General features: G+C 60.6%; 26 protein-coding genes and 4 pseudogenes. 13 read left to right on the top strand and 17 right to left on the bottom strand.

The annotated features are described in order from the left end of the window. Positions 1-38 precede the first annotated feature (38 nt). A complete protein-coding gene (locus BMZ19_RS12965) occupies positions 39-389 on the top strand; it encodes a DUF3147 family protein (RefSeq protein ID WP_090311510.1) in 351 nt (116 codons plus the stop codon). On the opposite strand, the gene BMZ19_RS12960 is transcribed toward BMZ19_RS12965, so the two are convergent. The 4 genes from BMZ19_RS12960 to BMZ19_RS12945 all read right to left on the bottom strand — a co-directional run bounded on the left by BMZ19_RS12960 (position 325) and on the right by BMZ19_RS12945 (position 3,497). Further along, entirely contained in the window at positions 325-1,656 is a 1,332-nt protein-coding gene (locus tag BMZ19_RS12960; RefSeq protein ID WP_090311508.1) for an MFS transporter, read from the bottom strand. The genes BMZ19_RS12965 and BMZ19_RS12960 overlap by 65 nt on opposite strands. A 13-nt stretch (positions 1,657-1,669) precedes the next feature. Beyond that, positions 1,670-2,401 (bottom strand): MBL fold metallo-hydrolase, encoded by a 732-nt coding sequence (locus BMZ19_RS12955; RefSeq protein ID WP_090311507.1) that lies wholly within the window; start codon positions 2,399-2,401, stop codon positions 1,670-1,672. A gap of 13 nt (positions 2,402-2,414) precedes the next feature. Then, positions 2,415-2,765 carry a DsrE/DsrF/TusD sulfur relay family protein gene (locus tag BMZ19_RS12950; protein WP_090311505.1) on the bottom strand — a complete coding sequence of 117 codons (351 nt, stop codon included), beginning with the start codon at positions 2,763-2,765 and terminating at the stop codon, positions 2,415-2,417. A 69-nt stretch (positions 2,766-2,834) separates the two neighbouring features. Next, positions 2,835-3,497 carry an ArsR/SmtB family transcription factor gene (locus BMZ19_RS12945; protein ID WP_090311503.1) on the bottom strand — a complete coding sequence of 221 codons (663 nt, stop codon included), beginning with the start codon at positions 3,495-3,497 and terminating at the stop codon, positions 2,835-2,837. A 93-nt stretch (positions 3,498-3,590) separates the two neighbouring features. On the opposite strand from BMZ19_RS12945, the gene BMZ19_RS12940 reads away from it, so the two are divergent. After that, positions 3,591-4,235: a class I SAM-dependent methyltransferase gene (locus BMZ19_RS12940; RefSeq protein ID WP_090311502.1), complete on the top strand. Its 645-nt coding sequence runs from the start codon at positions 3,591-3,593 to the stop codon at positions 4,233-4,235. A 67-nt stretch (positions 4,236-4,302) separates the two neighbouring features. On the opposite strand, the pseudogene BMZ19_RS12935 reads toward BMZ19_RS12940, so the two are convergent. Beyond that, positions 4,303-4,953 (bottom strand): annotated as a pseudogene (locus BMZ19_RS12935) (transposase); the annotation flags it as partial. A 120-nt stretch (positions 4,954-5,073) separates the two neighbouring features. After that, complete coding sequence (locus BMZ19_RS22675; RefSeq protein ID WP_244517201.1) at positions 5,074-5,214, bottom strand: DUF4113 domain-containing protein; 141 nt, start codon at positions 5,212-5,214, stop codon at positions 5,074-5,076. 400 nt (positions 5,215-5,614) lie between these two features. On the opposite strand from BMZ19_RS22675, the pseudogene BMZ19_RS12925 reads away from it, so the two are divergent. From BMZ19_RS12925 to BMZ19_RS22670, 4 genes and pseudogenes are all read left to right on the top strand, one after another. Continuing rightward, positions 5,615-5,755 (top strand): annotated as a pseudogene (locus BMZ19_RS12925) (IS3 family transposase); the annotation flags it as partial. Positions 5,756-5,861: 106 nt separating this feature from the next. Beyond that, the gene (locus BMZ19_RS12920; protein ID WP_090311500.1) at positions 5,862-6,644 is read left to right on the top strand and encodes a metallophosphoesterase; all 783 of its coding nucleotides are present in this window, start codon (positions 5,862-5,864) and stop codon (positions 6,642-6,644) included. Positions 6,645-7,085: 441 nt separating this feature from the next. Then, positions 7,086-7,416: pseudogene (locus BMZ19_RS12915) on the top strand (site-specific integrase); the annotation flags it as partial. A gap of 52 nt (positions 7,417-7,468) precedes the next feature. Further along, the gene (locus BMZ19_RS22670; RefSeq protein WP_244517199.1) at positions 7,469-7,648 is read left to right on the top strand and encodes a WCX domain-containing protein; all 180 of its coding nucleotides are present in this window, start codon (positions 7,469-7,471) and stop codon (positions 7,646-7,648) included. A gap of 137 nt (positions 7,649-7,785) precedes the next feature. Here BMZ19_RS22670 and BMZ19_RS22910 read toward each other — a convergent pair whose 3' ends face one another. Both BMZ19_RS22910 and BMZ19_RS12900 read right to left on the bottom strand, forming a co-directional pair. Further along, on the bottom strand, positions 7,786-8,121 hold the full coding sequence (locus BMZ19_RS22910) for an RNA chaperone Hfq (RefSeq protein WP_090311495.1): 336 nt from the start codon (positions 8,119-8,121) through the stop codon (positions 7,786-7,788). Between the two features lie 22 nt (positions 8,122-8,143). After that, a complete protein-coding gene (locus tag BMZ19_RS12900; protein WP_244517198.1) occupies positions 8,144-8,530 on the bottom strand; it encodes a hypothetical protein in 387 nt (128 codons plus the stop codon). Positions 8,531-8,676: 146 nt separating this feature from the next. Between BMZ19_RS12900 and BMZ19_RS12895 the strand changes: the two genes are divergently transcribed. Both BMZ19_RS12895 and BMZ19_RS12890 read left to right on the top strand, forming a co-directional pair. Further along, the gene (locus tag BMZ19_RS12895; protein ID WP_090311491.1) at positions 8,677-8,967 is read left to right on the top strand and encodes a helix-turn-helix domain-containing protein; all 291 of its coding nucleotides are present in this window, start codon (positions 8,677-8,679) and stop codon (positions 8,965-8,967) included. 110 nt (positions 8,968-9,077) lie between these two features. Beyond that, positions 9,078-10,238, top strand: a complete 1,161-nt coding sequence (locus tag BMZ19_RS12890; protein ID WP_090311489.1) for an ATP-binding protein — start codon at positions 9,078-9,080, stop codon at positions 10,236-10,238. Between the two features lie 504 nt (positions 10,239-10,742). Here the strand turns inward: BMZ19_RS12890 and BMZ19_RS12885 are convergent. Further along, positions 10,743-10,928, bottom strand: coding sequence for a hypothetical protein (locus BMZ19_RS12885; protein WP_090311488.1), 186 nt, complete (start codon positions 10,926-10,928; stop codon positions 10,743-10,745). 179 nt (positions 10,929-11,107) lie between these two features. Here BMZ19_RS12885 and BMZ19_RS22530 point away from each other — a divergent pair, with 179 nt between their 5' ends. The 3 genes from BMZ19_RS22530 to BMZ19_RS12870 are packed head-to-tail and all read left to right on the top strand — an operon-like array spanning position 11,108 to position 12,364. After that, on the top strand, positions 11,108-11,464 hold the full coding sequence (locus BMZ19_RS22530) for a hypothetical protein (RefSeq protein WP_090311487.1): 357 nt from the start codon (positions 11,108-11,110) through the stop codon (positions 11,462-11,464). Between the two features lie 4 nt (positions 11,465-11,468). Continuing rightward, on the top strand, positions 11,469-11,735 hold the full coding sequence (locus BMZ19_RS22905; protein ID WP_425287170.1) for a hypothetical protein: 267 nt from the start codon (positions 11,469-11,471) through the stop codon (positions 11,733-11,735). Beyond that, on the top strand, positions 11,726-12,364 hold the full coding sequence (locus tag BMZ19_RS12870) for a DUF6088 family protein (RefSeq protein WP_280142160.1): 639 nt from the start codon (positions 11,726-11,728) through the stop codon (positions 12,362-12,364). Before BMZ19_RS22905 ends, BMZ19_RS12870 begins: the two co-directional genes overlap by 10 nt. Before the next feature lie 233 nt (positions 12,365-12,597). Here BMZ19_RS12870 and BMZ19_RS12865 read toward each other — a convergent pair whose 3' ends face one another. The 8 genes and pseudogenes from BMZ19_RS12865 to BMZ19_RS12830 form a co-directional block, all read right to left on the bottom strand. Then, positions 12,598-13,383 (bottom strand): inositol monophosphatase family protein, encoded by a 786-nt coding sequence (locus BMZ19_RS12865; protein ID WP_090311486.1) that lies wholly within the window; start codon positions 13,381-13,383, stop codon positions 12,598-12,600. Positions 13,384-13,482: 99 nt separating this feature from the next. Next, positions 13,483-13,731, bottom strand: coding sequence for a hypothetical protein (locus tag BMZ19_RS12860; protein WP_090311485.1), 249 nt, complete (start codon positions 13,729-13,731; stop codon positions 13,483-13,485). An 866-nt stretch (positions 13,732-14,597) separates the two neighbouring features. Then, a complete protein-coding gene (locus BMZ19_RS12855; RefSeq protein WP_090311484.1) occupies positions 14,598-14,963 on the bottom strand; it encodes a histone-like nucleoid-structuring protein, MvaT/MvaU family in 366 nt (121 codons plus the stop codon). A gap of 45 nt (positions 14,964-15,008) precedes the next feature. Further along, a pseudogene (locus BMZ19_RS12850) lies at positions 15,009-15,152 on the bottom strand (helix-turn-helix domain-containing protein); the annotation flags it as partial. Between the two features lie 26 nt (positions 15,153-15,178). Next, positions 15,179-17,389, bottom strand: a complete 2,211-nt coding sequence (locus BMZ19_RS12845) for a DEAD/DEAH box helicase (protein WP_090311576.1) — start codon at positions 17,387-17,389, stop codon at positions 15,179-15,181. Continuing rightward, a complete protein-coding gene (locus BMZ19_RS12840; protein ID WP_090311483.1) occupies positions 17,364-18,659 on the bottom strand; it encodes an ATP-binding protein in 1,296 nt (431 codons plus the stop codon). Before BMZ19_RS12840 ends, BMZ19_RS12845 begins: the two co-directional genes overlap by 26 nt. Next, positions 18,656-21,145 (bottom strand): tellurite resistance TerB family protein, encoded by a 2,490-nt coding sequence (locus BMZ19_RS12835; protein ID WP_090311482.1) that lies wholly within the window; start codon positions 21,143-21,145, stop codon positions 18,656-18,658. The genes BMZ19_RS12840 and BMZ19_RS12835 overlap by 4 nt, the downstream gene beginning before the upstream one ends. Positions 21,146-21,735: 590 nt before the next feature. Continuing rightward, a complete protein-coding gene (locus tag BMZ19_RS12830; protein WP_090311481.1) occupies positions 21,736-22,698 on the bottom strand; it encodes a DNA-binding protein in 963 nt (320 codons plus the stop codon). A gap of 87 nt (positions 22,699-22,785) precedes the next feature. On the opposite strand from BMZ19_RS12830, the gene BMZ19_RS12825 reads away from it, so the two are divergent. Together BMZ19_RS12825 and BMZ19_RS22180 are read left to right on the top strand one after the other, a co-directional pair. Next, positions 22,786-23,943, top strand: coding sequence for a tyrosine-type recombinase/integrase (locus BMZ19_RS12825; RefSeq protein ID WP_090311479.1), 1,158 nt, complete (start codon positions 22,786-22,788; stop codon positions 23,941-23,943). Between the two features lie 82 nt (positions 23,944-24,025). Further along, positions 24,026-25,471, top strand: coding sequence for a hypothetical protein (locus tag BMZ19_RS22180; RefSeq protein WP_139214675.1), 1,446 nt, complete (start codon positions 24,026-24,028; stop codon positions 25,469-25,471). The last annotated feature ends 1 nt before the right edge of the window (position 25,472 follow it).

The raw sequence follows: 25,472 nt of genomic DNA, 5'->3' as shown, positions 1-25,472 counted from the left end.
GCGGCCCCTGCTCCGGCATTGCCTCGTCTGGAGCCCCCATGACCTGGATCATCACCAAATACGCATTGACCGCTGCCATGGTCGTGCTGGTATCGGAAGTCGCCAAGCGCAGCGACAAGTTCGGTGGTTTCGTCGCGGCGCTACCGCTGATCACCGTCCTCACGCTGATCTGGCTGTACGTTGAACGGCAGTCTCCAGAGAAGATCGCCAATCACGCCTGGTACACCTTCTGGTACGTACTGCCGACCCTGCCTATGTTCCTGGTCTTCCCGGCATTGCTGCCACGCCTGGGCTTCTGGCTGACGCTGCTGGCCTGCGTAGTCATCACGGTTGTCTGCTTTGGTCTGTTTGCGCTTGCGGTTCGTCGCTTCGGCATCGAGCTGCTGTGAGCCGCGGATGGGTCTCCTCGCCAAGCCAGGCCAGCAGCGCTCCGGAAACCAACATCGACAGCGCGACGAACCAGAACGCCGCCTCCATCTGGCCACTCAGATGCGCGGTCAAACCCAGGCCGAGGGCGCCGATGCCGTAGCCCAGGTCGCGCCAGAAGCGGTAGATGCCGATGGCCGAGCCACGCCAGGCTGGATGGGAGATGTCTGCCACGGCAGCGGACAGGTTCGGGTAAAGCAGCGCCATGCCGATACCTGAAACCGCCGCCGACAGGCTCCACCAGAAGATCCCCTGGCCCAGCAGCATCATCGCCACGCCCGCGCCGCAGATCCACATGCCCAGCACGTTGGGCCAGTAACGGCCGACGTGATCGGACAGCCGGCCGGTGAACAGCTGCGAGCCGCCCCAGACGAAGCCGTAGATGCCGATCACCCAGCCGACCTCGGGCAGGCTGAGCCCATGGCGATAGAGGAACAGCGGGTAGAACACCCAGACCAGCGCATCGACGAACTTCTCCACCAGGCCCGCCTGGCTGAGCGCTGCCAGCCGACGGTCTCGCCAAGACATCAGAGCGAAGATCTCCCAGCTGCCCGGCTGCGCCGACACGTTGCGCGGATAGCGCGGCAAGGGCTGCGCGCTGGTGCCCTGCGCATGACGGGCCGCCTCGGCCTTCGCCCAGGGCAGGGTATCCCTGACCCACAACTGGGTCAGCAGCAGGGCCAGCAGGATTACCGCCAGGCCGAACACCAGAAGCCCGACCCGCGCGCCCAGCAAGGTCGCCAGGTAGGCGGTCACGATGCCTGCCAGGGCCACGCCGAGATAGCCGGCGAACTCGTTGAGACCCAGGGTCAGGCCGCGCTCGTCGAGGCGGGTGATGTCCAGCTTGGCGGTCTGGGTCATCGACCAGGTCAGCCCCTGGTTGACGCCGAGCAGCACGGTGGCCAGCACGATCCAGTTCCAGTCGGGGGCATACCAGACCAGCGGCGGAATCGGCAGCGCGACCAGCCAGCCCAGCAGCAGCACCTTCTTGCGGCCGACTCGCTCGGAAAGCCGCCCGGCGACGAAGTTCATCGCCCCCTTGACCACCCCGAAGGCGACCACGAAGGAACTGAGCAGGACGAAGGAGTCCTTCGGCACGCCGAACTCGGACTCGGCCAGCGCCGGCACCACGGTGCGCATCATGCCGATGGTCAGGCCGACCAGCAGCACTTGCAGCAGTTGGTGAAGAAACTGCACCAGGTTGGGGCGGATGCCGTGCTGAAGATCCATGCCGCTTCCCTGCTCAGGCCGCAATGTTGGCGGCGACGATGCGATCCATGTCGGCCGGACGCGGTGGAATCGAGGTGGTCAGCTGCGCGATGAAGGATGCGCGATCCAGTGCCAGGGCCACGCTCCAGCGCTTCTCGAAGCCGATGGTCGAGGATGGCTTCCCGGACAGACCAGCACCGCAGGTACTGCCGGCCTGGTGGCCGGGGAAGATCTCCAGATCGTCGGGCAGGGACAGCAAGCGGGCATGCAGGCTGTCGTACAACACGCCGGCCATTTCCGCCTCCTGACCGGCCAGATCCGGCCGGCCGACCGCGCCGACGAACAGGGTGTCGCCGGTAATCACGAACCAGGGCGCTTCGCCCCGTCGGGCATCGGTGACCAGCAGACAGACGCTGTCGGGCGTGTGTCCCGGGGTATGCAGGACGTCGATCTTGACGTTGCCCAGCTCAAGGCGCTGACCATCGCGCAACGGCTCGAAGGAAAAGCGCACCACGTCACGATCGGACTCGTGCAGGCAGTACGGTGCGTCGACGCGCTGAGCCAGCGCCCGACCACCGGAGTAGTGATCAGCATGCACATGGGTGTCGATCACGTAGCGGATTTCCACGCCAGCCTTGTCGGCCTCTTCGATGAACCAGTCTTCATCACCGGCCACCACATCGACGGCAACCGCAACACCATGACCCGCACAGCCGAAGAAGTAGGACAGGGACGCCTCGCGGGTCGCCAGTTGTTTGAAAAACATTGGCAATGCTCCTTCAGAACACCAGAACCTTATCCGCCGCCGCGGTCCAGTCGGCCAGCTCGGCGAGGGTCGAGCGCCGCGCGCCTTCGATCAGGTCGGCCTCGGTCATGCCGCGGGCGTCCATACAGATGCCGCACAGGGCTACCTCACCGTGGCGCAGCAGCTTGCTGAGCATCAGTTCGAGGTTGTAGTAGCCCTCCGGCACCTTCTGGCCGGCGCGGGCGCAAGCCACGGCATCGGCGAGCAGAAATACCCGCACCTGCTGCCCCTCACGAGCGGCCAGGGCTCCGGCCAGGCGCAAGGCGTTATAGGGGCGCTCGCTGCCGTAAGGGGCGTCGTTGACGATGAACAGGGTGCTGGTCATGAAGCAATCTCCCGTGCTGATCAGACCGCCCGCGGATCGGCGGCCTTGGATTCCCTTGGCAACGGTCGCTCAGGCGGCGACCACCGGCAGGCCAGCGGCCTGCCATTCGCTGACACCATCGGATAGTTTGCGCGCCCGGTAGCCTCGGGCTTGCAACAGCGCCACCGCCTCATCGGCGAACAAGCAGAAGGGCCCGCGACAGTAGGCGAGAATCTCCCGGCCGCGCGGCAGCTCGTTGAGCCGCTGCTCAAGCTCGGCCAGCGGCAGCGAGCGCGCATGGGGCAGGTGGGCCGTCGCGTACTCGTCCACGGGCCGCACATCGATGACCACCAGCTCGCCGCAGCGCGCCTGCTCAAGCAGCTCCTCACGTCCAACTGCAGCCAGAGTGTCCGGGGCGGCTGCCATCTGTTCCAAAGCCAGATGCAACTCCGCCAGATGCGCCGCCGCCACCTGGCGCAGGGTGACCCACAGTCCCGCCACATCTGGCGCGGCCAGCCGGTAGACCATGTACTTGCCGTCACGCCGGGCGGCGACCAACCGGGCCTCGCGCAGCGCTTTCAGATGAGCGCTGGTGAGCTTGATGTCGGCCGACAGCTCGGCAGCCAACACTTCGACGGTCTTTTCGCCCTGGGCCAACAGCTCAAGCAGTTCCAGACGCTTGGGGCTGGAGACCGCCTTGCCGATGCGGGCGACCTGTTCATAGAGCAGGTCTTTGAGAATTCGCTTTTCCATTCTCTTAATCTAATGATTGTTAGATTGATTGGCAAATCGCATGAACCCGCGGGCTGTCCCCATACTGGTTCCACTACCGAGAGGGAATGGACGATGACACCCGCAGAATACGACGCCTGGTACGACAGCCCGCGAGGACGCTGGATCGGCGATACCGAATGGCGCGGGATCCGTCGCCATCTCGACCTGACGCCCGGTTCCACGCTGCTCGATGTCGGTTGCGGCACGGGCTGGTTCACCCGCCGCCTGGCTAGCGCCGGCCTTCGGGTCACCGGCCTGGATATCGACCCTGCCGCCCTGGATTTCGCACGCACACACTCGCCGCAGAACATCACTTACCTCACAGGCGATGGCCGTTGCCTGCCCTTCGCCGACCGCACGTTCGATCAGACAGTCGCCCTCGCCTCCCTGTGCTTCATCGACGACTGGCCGCGGGCCATTGGAGAAATCGTCCGCGTGACCCGCTCGCGCTTCGTGCTGGGTCTGCTCAACCGGCACAGCCTGTTGTGGAGAAGCAAGGGGCAAGATGGCGGCACGGGCGGATATACGGGAGCCCACTGGCACACTCGTCAGGAACTCGCCCCGGTACTCGCAACCTTGAAGGTTCGACAGGTGTGCCTACAGACAGCCGTATTCATCCCCACAGGGACAGGCCTGGCCCGGCTGGTTGAATCCATCCTGCCAGCCTGGTTGCCTTGGGGCGCCTTTCTGATTGTCAGTGGCGAGGTCGCTGCGTAAGCCTCAACGAGCAGCTCGCCACACAGCTCCCTGTCATGGACTTGGTATCAATCAGTGCCTGGCCACAAACCTCGACTTCCTTGAGCTCCTGCAGCTTAGTTTTCAAGGTCGCGATTTTGTCGTGAAGGCGTTCGGCTTTGACCTGCGCCACGGCAGGTTCCTGACGATCTGCGGTATCCAGTGCCGTCAGGTAGCGGTTGATGCTGGATTCAATCTCCTCCATTCGCCGCTGAAGCTTGGCGCTGGTGAAGTTACGGTCGCGATTGTTGACCGCCTTGAACTTGCTGCCATCGATGGCCACGAGCGCTTCCGAGAACAGGCCAAGCTGCTGGCACAGCACCATGAACTGCCGACAGACGCCGCGGATTGCCTTGCCGTTATCCTTGCGGAAGTTGGCGATGGTCTTGAAGTCCGGCATCAAACGTCCGGTCAACCACATCAACTCAACGTTGCGCTGAGCCTCACGTTCGAGACGGCGGCTGGACTGGATGCGATTGAGATAGCCGTAGATGTAGATCTTCAGGAGGTCGGCAGGATGGTAGGCCGGTCTGCCAGTTTCCGCCGGGACGACACCGTCGAAACCCAGCGTGCCAAGATCGAGCTCATCGACGAAAACATCGACCACCCGCACCGGATTGGTGTCCGCCACGTAGTCATCCAGGCTCTCGGGAAGCAGCGTGCTTTGCCCTCGGTGCTCTCCCTGGATAAAGCGCTTCATTGGCCGCCCCCACTGATTTCGAATTCATCAAATCACAGCAAGTTCGATGCCACCGTTTTTACACAGTCTGGGCCGAGAGCAGCTTCTACTGACCAACAGCAGTCAATCCAGGTTGCGTGCTCAGGTCACGCGGCGCAATTCGCTCCAGTGGCTCACATAGCCAGGCGATTTGAGTTTCTGAAGCATCCCCCAGGCCGGCGCCCGGGCGAGGTGAATGGTGCCGCGGTCCATGAGCGCGTTGATGCGGTCGAGGGTAGCCATCAGCGCCTCGCTGCCCTGCCGGGGCGACGGGGCGACGGGGCGACGGGGCGAACAAGTTGTCCTGGACCTGGCCAGGGCTGGCGAAGCCCATCAGCACCACGCCCCCCTGAGCGTGGGGGTTCCCTAGGCAGGTAGCCTGTCGGTGGGCGCGAGCATTAAGCAAAGTGAACCGCTTGCCAGTGGAAAGTCCAGCCTCAGAAACTGGGGGTCAGAGCGTCGTGACTACGCTGTGATAGCCAATGACGAGGTCCGTCATCTTCGCATAGTTGGCCTCCATGCCGTGTTCTGCGGTCCAATTGCTGCGCACAAACGAGTTGAAACAGCTGGTAGTCCGGTGCCATCAGCTCCTCCTCAAGGACTGCAGACAAGAAAGCTGCAGGATCCCTCTCGACCAGCCGGTCTACACGGCGAGCGCTTCATGAGCCGCGCCCAGATGCGTGAAACCGTGGTTGAATACGTCGAAACCGATTACAACCGTCTGCGGCGTCACAGCACATTGGGGCACATCAGCCCGGAGGCCTTCGAGGCCCGGATGAGTGCTAAACCCGTCTCCACGAATGCTGGGCAAGATCACAATAGTGAGGCTCGGCGAGCAATGTGCAGATTTTGCACACACTGGTCGGCATCCACTGCAACAGGTACTCTCGATGCGAATACACCCCCTCTCCGACCTGCACAACGAGTTCGCCCCCTTCATACCCGAGGTGAGGGATGCGGATGTGGTCATCCTCGCGGGCGATATCGACCTCGGCGTACGGGGCATCGAGTGGGCCAGGCAGGCATTCGACTGCCCGGTGCTCTACGTGCCGGGCAACCATGAGTTCTACCGTGGCCACCTCACCAAGACGCTGCAGGCGATGCGTGCCGCCGGCGACGAACGTTTGCACGTCATGGATCGGGATGAGGTTGAGATCGGCGGCGTGCGCTTCCTCGGCACCACGATGTGGACCGACTTCGCTGCCACCGGCAACCCGCCCCTGGCCGCGTTGAGCGCGCAGCAGGCGCTGAGCGATTTCCGCCAGATCCGCACGGAGAACTATCGCCGCATCCGGCCGGCGGACCTGATCAAGCAGGCGGAGAAGACCCGTGACTGGCTGCGCAGCAAACTCGCCGTGCCCCATGACGGGCCGACCGTAGTGATCACCCACCACGCCCCGACGCTGCGCTCGCTGCAAGAAAGCCCCCATGCCGGCACGATCCTAGATGCTGCGTTCGCGAACGACTGGGAGGATCTGATAGGGAGCGATCGCGTGGCCTTGTGGGTGCATGGCCACACGCATACCTCGGTCGACTTCGAGGTGGATGGGACGCGGGTTGTCTCCAATCAGCGGGGCTATCCAGGGGAGGAGTCTGGGTTCCAGCCGTCCCTGGTCATCGACCTCGAGGCCCTGCTGCCAGCGGGCGATGAGCAATTATTGTCGGGGCAATAATTGCCAATAATCGCAGGGCCCGAAGGCTCCGCTGATCCCCGATCGGGTCGACGTCTTGGTCGCCCAGTGGGAGCGTGAGCTCGCCGAGGAGCAGGCCCAGTTCACTCCGCCGGATTCGACCAATGATGAATGAGCTAATCCCCTAGGTATCCGCGGTCATTGCCCTGGCCGCCTACCAGACGAGCAACACCCATGTAATGACACCCGTTGGAAGCCGCATGGGCATGCCAGACAATACCGGTAAAATCTACAAACTTATGCACTGATGGCGGCGGCATGGCCTGTCACGGAGCCGGTGGAAAGAGCCGGATTTATTTCCCCTGCTTAAAACGTCCACTTCTGGCTGGACTCTGCCGGTCTCCACCGGTAGCTCTGGGTCGGTTAGCGCCTCATGCACTGATCTGACCCACCTTTGTCTTTCCCTATCGAGGAGGGCAAGCCATGAGTATCACTGCAACCGTTGGTCATCAACCGTGGAACAAAGGAAAGCTCGTTGGGCAGAAGGCTCCATTCCGGCTCAGAGATATCTGGGCCATTCGGGTACGACTCCAGCTTGCGGAGAAAACACGGGATCTGGCTCTTCGACTTGGCAATCGACAGCAAGCTGCGTGCCTGCGACCTAACCAAGCTGCGAATACGGGACATAGCCCATGGTGAGCACGTGTCATCACGAGCCATCGTGATGCAGCACAAAACCCAGCGTCCGGTTCAGTTTGAAATTACTGAGCAAACTCGAAAGGCTCTGGAGGCTTGGATGCATCAGGCCAGCCTGGATCAACGAAGACCTGGGCCGACAGCTGCGCGAAACGCCGCTGTCCAGTGACATGCAACTGGAGCCTGATGAGGATGGTCACCGGTTGACTGCTACCGTGCAGGACTCATGGCAGTTGCGCTGGTGGCTGCTATCGCAGGCCGGCTCCATCCCCGTGCTGGAGCCGGTTGGACTGCGTGAAGAGTTGATTGGGCATCTGAAGAAGGGGCTGGGGTACTATCTGACAAGTTAATTTTCGAGGAATAGCGCCTCAGCAGTCGATCAGCCTCACTGCGGAGCTCATCCGACAACTGAAAATCCCATCTCAACCTGACCATAACCCCTTGTCGGAATCACTGCATCTGCACGCTCACCTAGGGGGCACCATGGCTATCGCCTCGGCCTGCGAAGCTCAGCCATACGACGGTTTCGCCTTCTCTGCAGTGCAGTCCCCATTCCCCGGTAGGGCAGAAAAAGATCGAGATCCTCGGCAGCCCGAATGTATGCAATGCTGCTTTTCAAGATCATGCGAGGATCCTTGTTCCGACTACGCCCACCGAGCAAGAGCGACTTCCTGTCATGGGCTCGTACTACACCAATGAACTGCACACCTGACTCAAGAAAAATGGTCAACTCTCGCCCATGCGTAAGGCAATGATCAAGAAACCTGTTCTGCTCAGCTGTCGAGCGATCAACCTTTTCGGCCTGATGACAGAACTCTTCCATGACAACCCTCATGATTCGGCAATTATCTGCGTAGGTGCTTGTCCGCTGAAAAAATGACGTGAGAGGTCAGTAAATTATTTTTTTTCCCGCCAGGATGCGTGCTGTAGCAGTGTCCAGCCTCAACCTTGTAAACGTACCCTAACTGGTTCTCCTCCTCATCCAAAGCCACACTGACCTCGACCAAAGGCTCCATCATCCAACCCTTGCTCCCATTCAAGTGTCCTGGCGTGACCAGCAAGGCTTGGGCAAGCCACGAGCGCTCGTTCTGCTCATCTAGCAATTGCTCAAGTGCCGGTACCGTCGGGATCATCAGCATGCTGCTTATGCAGTCTTCGCCAAGGTCTCTCACGAACTCCATGTAAAACCATGGCCAATGGACGTCCTGCTCGACGAACTGCCAGTGCTGCACGCGGGGATCTCCCAGGAGCTCTCCCAGAGGCAGCTCCGCGTGCTTGTACGTTATGAACATACGTCTTCCACCCAAAATGAACACTATAGGGTGTAGCCCTATAGTGTTCAAGAAGGCTTCATCGTTCCTTTTGCGGGAGCAGCAAAATGGAGCTGAAGCAGGCACTCGGGCGAGCCATCAGGCAGGCGAGGCTGAACAAGCACCTCACCCAGGAAGACTTCGCGGACGTCAGCGGCCGGACCTATCTCAGCGCGCTGGAGCGGGGCCTGAAATCTCCAACACTAGACAAGCTTCACGAGCTATCGTCCGTCATCGGCGTCCATCCGCTAACACTCCTGACAAGCTGCTACCTACAGCTTGAGGAAACGCTCACCATCGAGGAGCTGTTTTCCCTCATCCGTACAGAGCTCAACCAAGGAGAGCACGAACCACATTGATAGCTGGACGGATGCCCCGGGCGCGTGCACGGGGGCGTAGGTCACAGGCTTATTGCGTTTTACTGTAGGCTAAGCAAATTATTGCCACAGCAATAATTCAGGATAATCCAATGAGCCTGCAACGCTTCGTCTTCAACCGCCCCGCTCTTGCCGCATCCCTGGTTCGCGATCTGGCCGGCGAAGGCCTGGCCGATTACAGCTCAGGCCTGTTCCTCACCTCTCCGCGCGGCACTGGTAAGAGCACCTTCCTGAAGGTAGATCTCATCCCGCAGTGCGAGGCTTCCGGATGGCTGCCGGTCTACGTTGACCTGTGGGGCAACAAGAAGACCGACCCAGGAGACCTGATCGCCACCGCCATAGCCAAAACGCTGTCCACGTATGAAGGCCGCCTGCTCAAGCTGACCAAGTCTATCGGCGCCAACAAGACCAGCACACTTCGGGCCCTGGCATGGAACCTCTCGAAATCCGAGCTGCCGCCCGACGCAACCCTAGCCCAGGCCCTCGAATTGCTTCATCAAGCATCTGACAAGTTGATCGTCCTGATCATCGACGAAGCCCAGCTCGCCTTGAACACCGACAAAGGCATCAATGCCATGTTTGGCCTGAAGGCTGCACGCGACGCACTCAATCTGGGGCGAGCTCGCGAGGGCCTCCGCCTCATCTTCACCGGTTCCAGTCGTGACAAGCTGGCCAACCTCGTGTCCAACCGCAGTCAGCCATTCTATGGCGCAAGCATCACCACCTTCCCTCTGCTCGGGTGGGATTACATCGAGGCGTACTCCACCCATGTGAATGCGCGCCTGGCTGAGGGCAATCAGTTCTCAGCCGACGACATGGCAGACGCTTTCAGGATGGTCGGCAACCGGCCGGAACTGTTGGCAGCCATCATCAAGGATGTCGGGCTCGATATCGGCGACGCCGGCAACCTCGGCCAGCTGCTACACAGCGACGCACTTGCCATCCAGACCGGCGCCTGGGGGGAGTATGAGAGCGCCTACAACACCCTGACACCGGCGCAGCAGGCTGTGCTGGACGTCATGGCAGACCTGGCACTCAAAAAGGAGGCTTTCCTTCCCTACGCAGAGACCACCCTACTCGCGGTCGGCCGCGCCCTGGAGCAAAAGGGAAGCGACATTCAGCCAACCACCACCACGATCCAGAACGCGATCATCGGGCTTCGCGATAAAGGATTGGTTTGGAAATCCAACCGCGGCGAATACGCACTGGAGGACGCCTCCATGACGCAGTGGCTCAAACGTCAACAAACCTGATCTGTAGCCTACGCCGCCACCAGGCCATCACTCTGCTTTCAGATACACACTCGGCCCAAGCCTACATCTCCCGAACCCGAGACTCGGCTTCTTGAACCACCACGAGGCCCCCTTCACTCATTACTAATGTGCAGATTGCGTCGGGCCCGCTGTGAAGCGCTGGTGGAGGCCACCCGATTGCGGTGAGCTCGTGATCCCCGGGGGGGCGCGTCTATTCATGGGCGGTGGCCGGCCGGCGGTTTTGCTGGCAAAAACAGCTCTGGACGGGCTGGAGGCCTTGCGTGTCGAGTCACCGTTAAGTGACTGATCAACTCCGTGACTGGACTCTGCTCGCCTGCGCATCAACGAAAGCAGGCCCGCATGGCCTCTATAGATAGCAGCTTAGATACTTGGATGGTGGGTATACGATCGCACGCAACACGCTCGATACGAAGATCCTCCAGCTCGTCGAGGAGTGCCTGGAGGGCCTCGGCGCTAAGCGTGACGGCCTCTTGCTTGGACTGATCAGGCATGACTGCACTCCCTGTTGGCTCCCGCGAGGCGACCTGCAGGCTCCATCGTTTTGCCATGGGCAAGAGCTGCCTTTATGAAGTGGCGCTGGTTGGCTGAAACGCGGCCGCCTAACTGCATGGCCTCTTCCGTGAATTTCGCGATCATGGCGTGCTTGTCAGATACTTTCTGGTGTTTCATGCCTACCTCATGCGGAGGTTGTGCCCCGAAATATTAAGTGTCATTGAGTAATCACAGATCATCAAGCTGAATGTGGAGGCGTTGCTGCCCCATTTTTAGGAGCCGGCAGCGTAAAGTTGGGATCTGACCAATGCTCTCCCAGGTGGGCACCTGCCGGGAGGGACAGCGGAGGGAATTAGATGAAATGGAAACTGACCTGCCGCGACGCCGGGGACGGCAGCGGCGACGTGATCCTAGAGCTGCCGGACGATTTGCTCCAGGCCGCAGGATTGGCCAAGGGCGACACTCTGGAGCTGGATCCTGACCCGGACGACAGCTCGGCGATACGGCTGATGAAGGTCGTGCGGTGCGACGTGTGCGACGCCAGTACAGCCGAAACGGGGCATGGTGTCCTGCAGGCCCAGTGGCGTGATGGCGAGCGCGAAAGGATGCAACTGTGCAGGTCCTGCTTCGGCTACGCAATGGCCACGCTCAAGCACGCGCATTGGGTTAATCATATGTTCGACGACGATCCTGACCCAGGGCAGGAGGACTGACTCCGTGAACAACCTGCGGCAATACCGGGGCTATTACGGCTCCATCGAAACCAGCGCCGAGGACAATTGCCTGTTCGGCAAGCTGCTCTTCATTCGCGAGCTGATCAACTACGAAGGCGAGACGGTGGCCGAACTGCAGGCCGCCTTCCGCGAACTACCTCGCCACCTGCTGCCCAGTGTGATCGGACCGTGTGGCTCTCCCAGCCACAGTCAACCACTGTGCCGAGTCACAGGTCAGACGCGCGGCCATGGTATGGCACCATGCTTCTAGATGCTTGCGAACGCTTGGCGCCTCCCGCCGAAGGTACGTCCGTAACGGACGTGGTCTTCCGGCGCATCCAGCGCATGCCCAAGGGCCGATTGTTCAGCCGCACCCTACTAGCGGATCTGGGCTCCCCCGCAGCCATTAGCAGGGCGCTGTCGCGCCTGTGCGCCCGCGGCGATCTGGAGCGCATCGTGCGGGGCGTCTACATGCGCCCCAAGCTCAACCGCTACATCGGCCGAGTCAGGCCGGGCGTTGAGCAGCTGGTCCGGCTGATCGCCCGGTGCAATGTTGAAACCTTGCAAGTTCACGGGGCGGAAGCGGTACGACGACTCAGACTCAGTACCCAAATGCAGCTGGTCCCGATGTTCTACACCAGTGGGCGCAGTCGCACGGTGCACCTGGGCGCAGCTGTCGCACACCTGCGACATGTCACACCCGACAAACTGCAATGCGCCGGCAGCCCTGCAGGCATAGCACTGATCGCACTGCACTACATCGGCAAAAGAGGTATCGACGATCAAGTTCTATCTCACCTCAAGGCATTCTTGAGCGACGATGATCTCGCCATGCTTTGCCGCTGCAGAATGCCTCGCTGGATGAGGGACTTCGTCCGAAAGGGCATACATCAAAATTAAACATGCTCCGCCACCTAACGAACCAGATTTCAACGCCGGCCATGCAATTTCGGGAGCAAAAAACGCGGCGGGAGTTTTTCAACAGAATCGGCCGCTTCCTGCCTGTCGTGACCGGCCGCTCCGGGTCGATAGCAGCCTCTACTGACCAACAGCAGCCGATCCAAGCTGTGTGTTCAGTGCACGCACGATCGCTTTACCTTTCCCAGTGTGGGGAGCACGAGGTGCTCAGGATGTCAGGGGATCGAAAGCCGCTGCCGCCAAGGGCGTGCGGCCAAGCGTTGACTGACAGCCAAATTTCCACCGAAACAGCTTCGGCACAGCGGTTTGTTCAGGTCGTCGTAACGAATCGGGTGGCCGTCTTGGTCAAGCAAGTCGCCGCCAGCAGCCTTGAGGAGGGCATGGCCGGCGACTACGTCGTGCGGAGATACGGGGTAGAGCGAAACCCCCGCAATGCCGTCGCCGGCGGCCACCCGGGCGAGGCGATAAGCGATGCTGGGCATCGAGCTGAAGCCTGCTGGTGAACAAAGCTCGGCATTCAGCTCCGGTTTTTGGTTGGCGGCTGTGCTTACGAAGACCACCGTAGCGGCGTCGAGTTGCCGTGCAGACAGGTCGGGGGAAATTTGTATGCCATTACGCAGAAGGCCAGTCATGCCAGTCTCCCAGCTGATGCAGTCCGGCCCGCGCGGAGAAGTCGGCGCATAGACAACGCCCAGCACTGGCTCGGAGTCCCTAAGCAACCCCACGGAAATGGCCGAGCCCTGCCGGCCAGCCAAGAAATCGGAAGTGCCATCGTTCGGATCCACCACCCAGCAATAGGGTGCCCCCGTCAGTGCGCTCCCCGTCTCCTCTCCCCAGAAGTCACCCGCCTGCAGTCGTAGCAGTCCCTCGCGCAGCAGAATCTCAACTTCGACGTCAATATCGGCCTTGTCTCCTTCCCCGCGCGGGCCTCCCGGGCGATTGGCCTCGGCAGCGATGAGCGTTCCGGCGCGCAGAATCAGTGGGATGACTTCGTTCAGCATGGGCTGGCCTTGAGCCTAAGCCTTCCAACGGGCTCATCTGCATTCCCTTGGCGTCTCGTCGAGGCTACTACCAAGAAAAACGGAGTCCCTGGGATCAGCTCATTCATCTTTGGTGTCTAATTCGGCTGCCACCTTGCCGAAGGACTCCCAGTGGTCAACCAGCTCATCGACGCGATCGGGAATGCGCGGGGTTTTGCTGAGCACAAGGCAGCGTGTCGTGCCCACGTACTCCTCGATCAGGTACAGCGAGTCCCCGACGTCTACCCCCATTTCCTGCAGGGCCTCATCGGGAATGCGGATCCCGCCATCGCCTTCCCAGTCTTCGATCACGACCTGCCGGGTTTCCATGGGCGACTCCTGGGTGAGTTAAATCAGGCGTCCGCGGGGGGAGGCGTCGGTGAGCCGATGCCAACAAGTCCCACGGCACAGGCGCTCAGGGTAGCGAAACGACCGCCGGCCGGAAAGTGACGATAACGGATTTTATCGTGGTTTTTCCCGGAGGGCAGCTCCACGTCCGGTAGCTGAATCGTGAGCAGGATGATCTCTTTCGGCCGATTCTGTTGAAAAAGTCGACATCTGGGAGGGCTGCCTTTCAGCAGCTCAAACAACGCTCGGTTTTGGTGTTTCTACGTAAAAACCAAGACGGCTCCGCCTTCCTAACGAACCAGATTTCAACGCCGACCACGCAATTTCGGGAGCAAAAATCGCGGCGGGACTTTTTCAACAGAATCGGCCAGAAGCGGACACTCCCCCTTTGCAGCTGACCACTATAATATATTGCCCGGAAATGCTGTGACGTTCTACTAAGCTCCGCTGTCGACCGTCTTGAAGGATCCTCAAAATGGCTAGTGGCCTGTTTGGTTAGTTCAGTTAGTCAATTTCGGCGCCCATGGTCACGATACTGTGTTGCCACTCCTCGCCACAGCCTTGCTATGACTCGTCGCGTCGCCTTGTCTCGAAACCATGGTCATCCGAGCTTGAGTTAACAAACTAACCGCACAGGCCACACCTAGACTGGCTGCAGAGCCGGAGACGGATTCACCCGGCCCCGGGGGCACAGTCGTCGATCAGCCCTCACACTCCACCGAAATGCGGACTCCACGCCACTCTTACACGCAGCCCCCGCAGATCCGGACGCAGTTCCACGCTCACTCAGACAGGCAGTCGGGGCGTATCCACACGGGGATTGCCCAACACATCACCCGCCAAGCCAATTAGGCCTGCCTCCACCCCTCCACCACATCTGCCCCGAACTCTGCCTTCCAGGCCTTGAGCAAGGCGTGATTCGCGCTCTTGGTTTCGATGCGCTTGCCGGTGACCGGTTGCACGTACAGCTTCACCTGACGGGCACGGCGCTGCTTCACGACAGCCGGCGCGGCCGGTTCAAGCTCGGCTGGCTGCGGATTGAGAATGGCGACCACCTTCGCCAGATCCATGCCATGCTCGCCCATCAGCGCCTTCAGCTTGTCTTCGAACTCCATCTCGCGCTGGAGGCCGCTGTCGCCCTGGAGCTTCTCCAGCAGTGCCAGCTGTTCTTTGAGGGCCTGCTCCGCGCGGCGAAATTCGGCAAGTTTGGACATGTCATCTCCTTTGGTTTGGTAACGGAATAAAACGGATGCGGCCGGCTAATTGCCGGCGCGCAGGTATTCATAAAGGGTGGCCCGGCTGATGCCGAACTCGAGGGCCAGGGCGGCTTTCGACTCGTGCGCATCGACGCGTCGGCGTAGCTCGGCGATCCTAGTATCGCTCAAGGCTTTCTTCCGGCCACGTTAGGCGCATCCCCTCTTGCCTTGCTTCAGCTTTGACAGTTCGACAGCTCGTTTGCCACTGCTCTGGCTCCTTTCAGATCCAGATGCATCGTGGCAAACGACTTCATCAGCAGATCAGCTGGAAGTGCCCAGTCCCACTTCTCGCGAACCATATTCCGTACGTCGCGCAAGACCATAGCGGCCTGAACATCTTCCCATTCCGAGATCTCCAGCAGTTTACCTGCTAGTGATGCACGACTCCCGTCGACCTCAATCGCCAGGCCAGTGTTTTCACTGGGTAGTCCGGTATATGTGAGCAGGATAGCCAGAGCATCGTTTACCCAATCTCCCTGCCAAGTGAAAAGGCAGGTCTTGCCTCCGCTTTCAGTCATGCTCGAATGGGCCAATCCGAGGTCCGAAAAGGTGCCGCGCGCCTGAGCCAGAAGCTCCTGTGCAGTGGTGTCGAGATAGGGGTAGGCATCGGTCCCCAGCAAAACCGTCTTCATCTCTTGCCTGACCCGATCATGTACACGAGCACCAAGTCCGTCGAAGGACGGAGGCGCACCACCAGGATCGGGCCTCACGACGATGACCTTAGCCTCGGTATCCACATCCGTGACTCGCCAGCGGCGACCGGCAAAGATGACTCGCTGATCGACGGTCAGCGGCCTGGAGACCGGCAGTGCCCCGAGTGGTTTGCCATCGCAAACCAGGCGGAACTCATCATTGCTGACGAATGCGCTGTAGAAGTCGTAGTGGTTGATCAGACGCTCTCCCAGCACACCGGGCAACAGGAGGCCCGAAGCTTCCTGGGTAATCAAATCGCGGTCACCCAGGGCGCGAAGCAGACTCAGGAAGTTGCTCTGCTCAACGCCGGTGAACGGACCGCTTCGAATCAGTGTGTTCCAAAGGTCTGCCGCTGTTGCACCGCCCCGCTGGGCAATCACCGAGAGGCATTGCTGTACCAGAGTCGACAGATGCAATCCTTGGACTCGAGGCGGCTCGAACCAGCCCTGCATCAACAGCCTGATCATGGCGATGTTTTGCACCAAGCCTTGGCGGAGCCGATCCGACAGTGGAGAGTCATCGTCCAGCTGGCGCTCCTTGCAGTAGCTCCGGAGAATTGCGGCCTCGCCCGGGCGGCGACCGGATCGGCCCAGGCGCTGACGCAGGCTGGCTACCGACGGTGGTGGGCCGATCTGCGCCACCGTCTTGATGCTACCGATGTCCACCCCCAGCTCTAACGTCGTGGTGCAGATCGCGGTGGCGGGTTGGCCGCCAGCTTTCAGTGCTTTCTCGGTTTCCTCTCGAATCTCCTTCGCCAAGCTCCCGTGATGCGGCCAAAACTCGTTCGGTAGGCCATCCTGCTCGCAACGTCGCCGCAGGTTGTCCGCGAACCATTCCACTTGGGCTCGGCTGTTGGGGAAGATCAGGTTGTTGCTGCCCCGCAGCACCTGAAAGAGATGCTCTGCAATGGCATGGTCGGCGGAAAACACCTCTTCGCCCTCAGATGGCGCCGAGATGTCCTGTCGAGACTCCGCATACCCCCTGATCTGGACCTTCAATACCTGTCCCGTCCCCTTCGACTCGATCACCGAGACGTGATGGGGGGCATTGGGACGCAAGAAGGCCGCAGCCAGCGTCATGTCTCCCAGTGTGGCGGAAAGACCGACCCTGGGCAGGGGCCGAGCAATGATCGCTTCAACACGATGCATGAGGGACTGCAGTTGCTTGCCTCGCTCGCTGCCGATGAAGGCATGTAGCTCATCCACCACCAGGTAGCGCAGGTTCGCGAACAACCCCGCCAGGCTGGTTCCCCGGTTCACGAACAAGGCTTCGAGCGACTCAGGTGTGATCAGCAGAATGCCTTCCGGGGACTTGAGGAAGCGATGCTTGCGGCTCGACGAGATATCCCCGTGCCAGGCAACGACAGGAAGTTCGAGCTCATCACAAAGTCTGGCCAAGCGATCCCACTGGTCGTTGATCAGCGCCTTAAGGGGACTGATGTAGAGCACTGCCCCCGGTGAGTCCTGATGCTGCAGGAGATGCGTGAGGATGGGCAGGAAAGCGGCTTCGGTTTTCCCTGCAGCCGTCGCGGCCGCAATGATGACATCCTGGTCTGCCCTCAGGAGCGCCGGGATGGCCCGCTCCTGGGCGTCCCGCAGGGCGGTCCAGCCCTCGGACCAGACCCAGCGCTGGATTCTCGGTTCGAGTAATGCGAACCCTGCGGACTCAGAGTTGGAAGGTGGCAAGCTCATCGTCAGCATTTACCTGTGTATCAGCGTCACCGCCTCGATCCAGCGTAATCTCTACAGCGCCCAGCAGAGTTCGCCAGTCGGCTCCCGGGTTCTGCTCCAGCACTGCCAGCAGATTGATGAATGCGTTGATGGTAGTCCGCGGGGTGCGGAAGTAGGCCTCCCCCAACCGTTGATTACAGTGGGCCATGAAGAGAGGCAATGCCTCGTCGGGCAGCAGATACCGCTCGCTCTCACCTGCTGCGTAAACATGGCGCAGCTTCTGCAGCAGCACGTAGAAGTCCTCAGGCGTCAGGCTGGTGAGGCGGATGACCGGCCCGGAGAGGTCCACCAGGCCTGATTTGGCGAAGTTGTTTTCCCCTAGACGCGACTGCAGGGCTGGATAGCTGTAAAGGCCACGGCGGGTATCCAGGAGGAACTCGGGGGTACCGCCCAGCACGAAACCGAGCCCCTCTGCGGAACCTTGCAGGGAGTCGTTGAGGATTCGCAAGATTTGCTCGTAGTTGGCGTTGCGAGCCTGTGTGTTGGACAGTTTGTACAGGTTGACCAGTTCGTCGAGACACACCATCAAACCGCCGAAACCCGCCAGCCGAACGAACCGAGCGAGAAGCTTGAGCTGATCGTAGACGGAAGCATCGTCGACGATGCTGCGCACACCCAGCGCGGCACGCGCATCGGTCTTGGTGGTGAACTCTCCACGCAACCAGCGAATCGCATCGGCCTTGAGCTGCTCGTTGCCTTCCTCGAAGCCTTTGCAGTAGGCAGCGATCACGTCGGCGAAATCATAGCCGTTGACCATCTCGGTCAGTTGGGTGAGATGCTCACGAATCACGGCCTCACTGTCTTTACCGGACGCCTTGGCCTCGGTCTTGGCCTGAGCGATGAACTTCTCGACGATTCCCTGCAAAGCGCCGCCGTCAGGCTTAGTCCGGGTGGACATGTTCTTGGCCAGCTCGGCATACAGCGAGCGCGCTTGACCACCGGTGGCATGCAGACGGCGATCAGGGTTCAGATCCGCATGCATGGTGACGAGCTTGCGCTCCATTGCGATGGAGCGCACCAGGTTGAGGAAGAATGTCTTACCCGCGCCATACTCACCGATCACCACCCGAAACGCGGAGCCACTTCCCGCCAGGCGCTCCACGTCACGGATGAGTGCTTCAAGCTCACCGACTCGCCCTACCTGGATGAGATGCTGACCTGCGCGAGGAACGACGCCGGCGCGCAGGGACTGAATGACCGCGTCGCGATCCTTGGCTCTGATGCTGCTCATAGCGGTAGCCTTTCCATGATGTCAGGGTTGATTTCGAAGGGGTCTTCCCCCTCGGTGACCGGCATATCGAAATTCTCGAAGGCCATGTCGTTGATCTGCTCCAATGCGCCGTCGAGCATGAGCTCCATGTCGCTTGCCACCGCTTCCAACTCGTCTCGTGCCCATGAGGTACGGGAAAGGAGTACGCGTAGGAACGCCGAGTGATCGGCGTCCAACCCGCAGATGCTGACGGTGTCCTCGATGGCTTCCTCGACTGTAGTCTCCTCCGGCTCTGCAGGCTGTTCGTCAACGAAAACCTGTGCCAGCAGCGCCGATACCTGCTCGGTTTCACGCTGCAGTTGGGCAATGCGCTCGTGGTCCAAAGCGAAGCCGCCAGCGGACTTGGATTGAGATGTTCCAGGTGCAGAAGGCATCGACTGCGATGGGCCGACAGGACTACCGCTGGCCGCTACATGCAGGTCGCTGTACAGCGACTGTAGGTCCAGCTGCAGGGCCTTGTAGACACGCTCGAGCAGCTTCACTTCCGCAGGGGTGACCTCGCCGTCGGCCTGCGCCAAGTGGGCAAGGAGCGCCGCCACTGCTCTTCTGGCCGACTCGGCCAAGGGCTCCAGTTTCTTCTTCAGGCTTTGCAGGGTTGGGGGCTGGTTCAGCTGCAAACGCAGGTGGGCCTTTAGACGCTTGCGATGTGCACCGCTCAGGTGATTCCAGGAGTCGACATGCTGGGACAACAGCATGATCTCCTTCGGCGAAGTGTCGCCATCGGCAGCCGCTACAGCACAAGCGAGGTCCAAGGTGACAGAGGCGGCGCTGTACGCCGGCGAAGCACGCAGATCACCATCTTCGGCCTGGGTCGCGAAGAGCGCCACGCGGTCCTCAGGTTTGGGCGTTCTGCTGCCTGCCAGTACATCCGGCTCGATGCCGATGTGCAATGACTCCAAGGCCCGAGCGAGCATCAGAACCTTGTCTCGCGACAAGGTTCCCGCACTCTGCAGCCGTCCCGCAAGTTCGCCGAAGCTCATGACCACCATGCCGTCGCCGATGCGCTGCTTCAGCTCGTCAAGCTCTGCTCGAGCTCTCGCTGGCCACAGACCGACGGGAAGCTGCAGAAGGCCTTCCAGTGCATCTGGAACGCCGGGGTTTCGGCCGAGATAACGGCTGTAAGGCTCCAACAGCACTGTGCACTCGTCAACCAGTTGCTGCAGCTTCTTCCGTGCCGCGGAGGTGACAGTGACATCAGGAATTCCGGACAGGCCATCCAGCTCTTGGGGAGGCAGCCCCGCAGAGGCGGTGTTGTACTGGAACTTCAGCCGGGTCTTGTTCTGCGGAAGCACTACCCCAGCGCCATGGCGCTCCTCGTAGCGCATTCGGAACAAGTGGGCAAATGCATCCTCACAACGAGTCACGGGTGTCCGCTTCCCGATGCTGTGATCAGACAGGACCCAAGTCAGTGCCCAGTTAGCAGGCATCGGTTGCTTATCGACAGCCAACTGTCCCAGACCGATGCGCAGTTCTATGGGCATTTCGTAGCCGTAAGACAACGGTGCTGGCGGCGCCTCCAGATAGCGTCGGGCGGACACCGTGCCCTGACGAAGGAAGTCCGCGAAGCGGCTCGCATAGTTGCTGAAGGATTGGTTCTCGCCGTAAATCGAGAGCAACCTTTCGACTTCTGCGATGATGCTGGGAATCTCGGCGGCCGCTGCGCGATCTGTCTTCGCGTCGACGAATACCCGGCGCTCCAGGCCATAGAAGAACAGGAACACGTAACCGATGTTGGCATGCGGGGCTTTACGGCCACTGGACAGCCACTGCAGGTAGGCACGCCGTGCTTCAGGGGAGATGGTATCGTAGCTCGGCCAATAGGATGTCAGGCGCTCGGCGATATCCACGATGCCTCGCGCGACCTTCAGCCTGGGATTAATCCGGGAGGGCTCTGATGAGCCGTAGCGGCTGTTTCGATCCTCTCCGACGTAGATCATGCCACCAGGAATTTTCTCGCCGGCGATCTCGATGAAGTCACCGGCAGAGAGCCAACGCATTTGCGCACCAACCGAATCAGCAGGCGCGCTGGGAATTCGATGAGAGGGCTGCTCCACCACCTCGAGCGTCACGGTGAACAGTTCGGAGCTCTCTGGCCTTGCTGTCGGAGTCTGGAACGAAACCGTTTTTTGTACGCTAGAGGTCGAGACAGCCTCCAGCGGCACAGCTGTATTCGAAGAAAACGTCAAACCACCGTGCACAACTGCATCGATAGCACTTGGGTGGGTTGCCTGCAGAGAAGACTGCCGCTTGGTCGAGGGAGGAGGCACAGCCGGCTGTTTGTTGGAGGCCTTCACGATCAGCCACATACCCCCACTAACGATGGCTGCTCCGCCCAGGAAAATCCATACCTCCTTGGGAACGGAAGCAAGCAGGCCTAGCACAATGGCCCCGAGGACCAATGCAACGGATCCATTGGATTTGCTGCTGCTTCTACGCTTCCTTGCCATTTGTACGGCGCTCCCTGGTTAGTGCTGGCCGACGGTCAGTATCGAAGATTCAAGCGAATCAGCCAACTCCCCCAGTGGTCACCTCTAAAAACGCACGTTCAGGCATCTCCAGAGGGCTAGTCCTGCATAGTCCCAGTGTTCACTACAAGTCGATTCGGAAGATCTGATGGCTGCCGATGGGCTGGCCCCGATGAGCTGGGTGAACCTGCATGTCGGTACATGCCTGGCTGAGCGAGGCAAAGAATTCTACTCCAAGCTGAGCTCTGACACTGACCTCCACCTGCTGATCAGTGGTATCGGGCGGAAGTTCAGTTGATTTGAGTCCATAGCGCGAGTGATACGGTGCCCGCCTAGGATCACGCGGTGCCAAATGCGAGATGAGCTCAACGAACGCCGATTCCCTCTCCAACTCCATAAAGCACTGGCGATCCAAAAACACCAGTGCATCGCGGGATGGCTAATAGTCCTGCTCGTTGCCATGTTCTAGCGCGGCCACGAGGCCGGCGAGCAACCTGTTACCGTCCTGGGGCGTTGGAATGGTGCTCGGATTGTAGGTACCCTGGCGCCGCACCAGTCGGGACGCGGTTGGATTACCCTTTCTTCGTTCTGAACTTGCGCAAGCCCGATGCCTGCTGCTGGACCAGTTGTTGCTCCAGCGTGTCGGCCCTAGCCTGCTGGGCCACGGCTGTATGCCGCACCGCGTCGAGCGCTTGCTGCGTGGCGCACAGCCGGTCTTCCAGGGCTTGCCGCTGCTGCTCTCCCTGCTCCGCTGTCAGCTCGGCACGAGCTTGCTGTGCAGCCGCCTGGTGCTGCGCCTCGCTCAAGGCGCTCCGGACTTGCTCCATACGCTGCTGCAGCTCGTCGAGCTGGCGCTGCAGTGCCCGGTGCTCGGCTTGGCGGGACTTGCTCTCCTCCCGCGCTCGGTCGACTTCGCGGTGCGCGCGCTCCTCAACACCGCGCACGTAAGTTTCTTGCGCCACCCGCGCTTGCTCAGCCTGCTGCTGGGCTACGTGCAGCTCGGCCTGCAGAGTCCGCAACTGATGCTGCAGGGCATTACACACCTGTTGCAGCTCGCCGCGTTGCTGCTGGAGGTCGCCGATTTGCGCCAGCCGCTGGCTCAGCAATTGCTCCAGGTCGGACAGCCGGGTTTCAGCCGCCTGCCGTCCCGCCAATGCCGCGGCGGTCTGTTGGCGGGCCTGCGCCGCGTCCTGGCGCGCCTGTTCTTCGGCTGCGGCCAGCTGCTCGCGCTCTACCGCTAACAGCTGGCGCTGGCCAGCGAGCGATTGCTCGACTACCCCATGAGCCAAGGTAGTCGCCTGCTGCCAGATAGCGACAAAGGACTGCGCCAACTCCGTCGGCAGCGCCGGCAGCCGCGTTTCGCCGCGCAGGCGCTGGGCTAACTGCTCCCACCACTGATCCAGCAAGGCGCCGACCCGCGCCGGGCTGCCGCGCCCCAGCTCCAGGCGCACCCTCTCCACCGTCGGCCGTTCGCCGCGCGCCAAGACTGCGTCTGCCGCCGCGAATACGTCGGTTTCCGGTACGCCTACCGCCATTCTCTGTCTCCTGCTAGATTAGGTCTGATAAACGATTGTTATCCGACTATATTTACCAAAAACCTTAATTAGAATACGTTGAACGTAATGAACAATACGCTATTACTCCATTGCAGCGACAGCAGCCTGCTGGCTATCGATCGCCTTGATGCCGAAGCCCACGCCGCCGCAGCCGCCTTCGTCGCCGCCGGCACCGCCGCCAATACTGTGCGCAGCTACCGCAGCGCCCTCGCCTACTGGGCCGCCTGGCTGCAATTGCGCTACGGCCATACCTTGGAGGCGGGGCCGCTGGCGGACACGGTGGTGGTGCAGTTCATCCTCGATCACCTGGCACGCCCCGAGGCGGGCGGTTGGCAGTACCTGCTACCTCCAGTGTTGGATGCCGCGCTGGTCGACGTCGGGGTCAAGGCCAAACTCGGCGCCCTGAGTTACAACACGATACGCCATCGCCTGGCGGTGCTCGCCAAGTGGCATGCCCTAAAGGACTGGCCGAGCCCGACCGAGGCAACCACGGTGAAGACGCTGCTGCGCGAGGCCCGTAAGGCCCAGACCCGCCAGGGTGTCAGCGTGCGCAAGAAGTCCGCGGCAGTGCGCGAACCGCTGGAGGCGATGCTCGCCACCTGTAGCGATGGCGTGCGCGGCCTGCGCGACCGCGCGCTCCTCCTCTTGGCTTGGAGCGGTGGCGGGCGCCGGCGCTCGGAGGTGGTCGGGCTGCAAGTGGGCGATGTCTGTCAGTTGGATGCCGACACCTGGCTCTACGCCCTAGGCATCACTAAGACCGAGACCGAGGGCGTGCGCCGGGAAAAACCGTTGCGCGGGCCCGCGGCACAGGCACTCGCGGCCTGGCTGGCGGCTGCGCCGGCTAGCACGGGACCGCTGTTTCGGCGGGTCTACCGGGGCGGCCGGGTGGGTACGGCGGGATTGTCCTGCGACCAGATCGCACGCATCGTACAGCGCCGGGCACAATTGGCTGGCCTCGATGGCGACTGGTCGGCGCACAGCCTCAGGTCCGGGTTTGTCAGCGAAGCCGGGCGCCAGGGTGTGCCGCTCGGCGAGGTCATGGCCATGACCGAACACCGCTCAATACACACCGTCATGGGTTATTTCCAGGCAGGCTCCTTGCTGAACAGCCGAGCAACTACACTGCTAACGGGGGCTGACCCTGTGACTGGGTCATCTGCTACCAAACCGCTCGCAGGAAGTCATCCGATGGATTCACGCCACGTTGCGCCGACTGAGGACTAGGCCCCTGGCCCACCCTGTCCAACTGCGGTGTGTTCGTTGAGGCTCCGCGCTGTACACATCCAAAACCATACCCGGCATACCGATGTCAACCCTCCGTATTCGCAACACCAGCAGAATCGATCTAGGTCAGTGGGATCAGGACCTGCCTCCAGCTGTGCTGATGTACGCAGCCTCCCTTCCCAGGGCCGCGGCCCAAGTAAAGCGAGCGCTGGCACACTGGAATACGTGGCTGCAACTGCTGCATTTGGGTTCATTGGAGTCAGCCAAGGGTTACTGCTACTGGGAGAGATTTCTGACCGATCATGCGGTGATCTACGAGACCGGCGAAAGGAGCGATTACGGCCTTTATGAGTATATCGAAGAGACCCTCTGTAAAAAACAGCTCAAACCCCGTGGACCATTGTCGTTCAACGAGGTAAAACGCCGGATCTCCATCTTGGTTCAATGGCAGACCCATAATCAGTGGAATGAAAAAAAGGATCTGCGGGCCCTGTCCCGGCTGTATCAGCGGTTTCGCGCGATCTCGCAACAACCTGCGCAGCATATTACTGAGCTGCCAGGGAGTGACGCTTGCATCAGCAACATACTCAGGGCTTGTCAGTGCACCTTCCAGGGCGGCAGAGACCAAGCCCTGATTGCCTTATCACAACTACTAGACTGTCCCCTGGATGACCTTGCGCAGATGAAGTGCAGCGATATCCAGACAGACGACTGGCAAGTTTGGTCGGTTCGATTACCTTCGCAGCCTAGCGCTGCGCCTATGCTCCTGGATCTGAACACGGCCTGCAAGGTGGTGGGGTGGCTGTTCGAACGAGCATGGCGGCCTGGTTTAGAGGAAAAACTGTTCCAACTCGACAACCGGACCGGGCCACTGACGCCACCCCACATACGGCTCATCTTTGAGCGTCGCTATCGAATATCTCAGGTGTTAACAAAGAGCTATAGCGATAGAGAACCAGACATGATCGCCGACAGGAGATTGTTATATGCCAACTTGAGTGACACGTATCTCGAAGAATTGCTGTCCCGCCAGGTCAAACAACTCGTCAGTTCAATAGAGCTTGCAAAAAAGCACGAGGATTGCATCCGGCGCGCCGTAGAGAGGCACATTGAAGAGCGCAAACGCCAAGCCGAGCGAGAGGCGAAGCCCCTCCAGCACAAGGCTAGGCGTAAAGTCGAACGCTTGCGAGAACCAGATGCATGGGGGCCACAGTCAATTGAGCGGATATCCTGCAAAGCTAAGATCAACAAACGCGACACCGACTGGCGCAATACTGACCAGGTCACCGGCTTACAAATGCCAGTGTGTGGCCAGAACGCACCATCCAACCCACCGACTCCTGATGTGAAGTGCAATCGTGATGAAACGACAGTTTCCGTTCATGATGGCGATTGGGATGCAGCAATACGACAGATGCACTGGCATGAACACGTTTATAACCAGCAAGAAATTGAAAGTCGCCGAAAAGAGTCAGATGACGAACAAGCCAGCTGGGAAGATACCATCCTGGGCAAATACGAAAGTTGAC

It is taken from the genome of Pseudomonas linyingensis, assembly GCF_900109175.1.
Taxonomy (GTDB): domain Bacteria; phylum Pseudomonadota; class Gammaproteobacteria; order Pseudomonadales; family Pseudomonadaceae; genus Geopseudomonas; species Geopseudomonas linyingensis.
This window is presented reverse-complemented; position numbering and strand designations above follow the sequence as displayed.